Genomic DNA, 1267 nt, shown 5'->3' with positions numbered 1-1267 from the left:
GTTGAGGCTATTTCCAATGCTGTGCCTTTCTTTAAGGCGCCCAAGGCGGCAAATGCGGCTAAAACGCTGGCCATTATGGCTGCTATTCTGGGCTTTCTGTTTGCCGGAATTACCTTTTTGAACTACTGGACAGGGATTGTCCCTGTTAAGGGAATGACGACTCTGGCTCAGATGGCTCAGGCTATTCTGGGCTCGTCACCGATTGGCCGTCTGCTTTTTTACATTTTTCAGCTGTCTACTGCCCTTATTCTGGCAGTTGCGGCCAATACTGGCTTTTCTGCCTTCCCTATGCTGTCTTATAATATGGCCAAAAACAAGTACATGCCGCATATGTATATGGAAAAAGGCGACCGACTGGGCTACTCCAATGGGATTTTGACCTTGGCTTTTGGAGCGATTGTTCTGCTGCTGATCTTTGAGGGCAGCACAGAAAGTCTGATTCCCCTTTATACGATTGGGGTGTTTGTTCCCTTTGCCCTCTCTCAGACGGGGATGGTCATTCATTGGAAAAAGCAGTATGGCAAGCAGTTTCTCAAGCATTCTCTGGCCAATATTCTCGGAGCAGCCATCTGCTATACGATTGTCGGTATTCTGCTGCTCTTCCGTCTGGGGGCCATCTGGCCGTTCTTCCCTATTATTGCAGCGCTGATGTGGCTCTTTTTATCCATTAAGAATCATTACAACAAGGTGGCTCTGCAGCTGCGGCTGGACGAGGATATTGAGCGGATAGACTTTGCAGGCAATACCGTGCTGGTCCTGGTCGGCAATGTCACCCGTGTCAGTGTCGGAGCGATGAACTATGCCCGCAGCATCGGAGATGACATCATTGCCATGCATGTTTCGACCAAGGAGACACAGGAGAAGGACCGAGAAGTTGCGCGGGAATTTCAGGAGTATTTTCCAGATATTCAGTTTACCAATATCGAAACCAGCTACCGCAATATTATCCGGCCAACCCTGCGCTATGTGGACCGTATTGCCCGCGAAGCTGAAAAGAAAGGCTATACAGTCACGGTCTTGGTGCCACAGTTTATCCCCAATCATCAGTGGCAGAATATCCTCCACAATCAGATGAGCCTGAAAATGAAATACTATCTCAAATGGCGGGAGAATGTCGTGATTTCCAGCTATTCCTATCACTTGAAAGAATGACCTCGGCCAGCTTTTTTTCAGAGCAGAAGCTAAAACAGCTGGGTTTGAAACGAAAAGAGAAGACCCTTGACAGAGCACAGTCCAGACAAGAAGGACTGTGCTTTTCAGGTCTTTT

The 1267-nt window shown here is 48.2% G+C and carries 1 protein-coding gene; it reads left to right on the top strand.

Features of this window, described 5'->3' with window-relative positions; genetic code table 11:
* Positions 1 to 1152: APC family permease (locus tag STRDD11_RS00545; protein WP_128835298.1), on the top strand; the 1152-nt coding region annotated here is incomplete at its 5' end.
* Between the last annotated feature and the right edge of the window lie 115 nt (positions 1153 to 1267).

Source organism: Streptococcus sp. DD11 (genome assembly GCF_001578865.1).
Lineage (GTDB): Bacteria > Bacillota > Bacilli > Lactobacillales > Streptococcaceae > Streptococcus > Streptococcus panodentis.
Note: the sequence above shows the minus strand (reverse complement) of the source record. Positions and strands in the feature narration are given on the sequence as shown.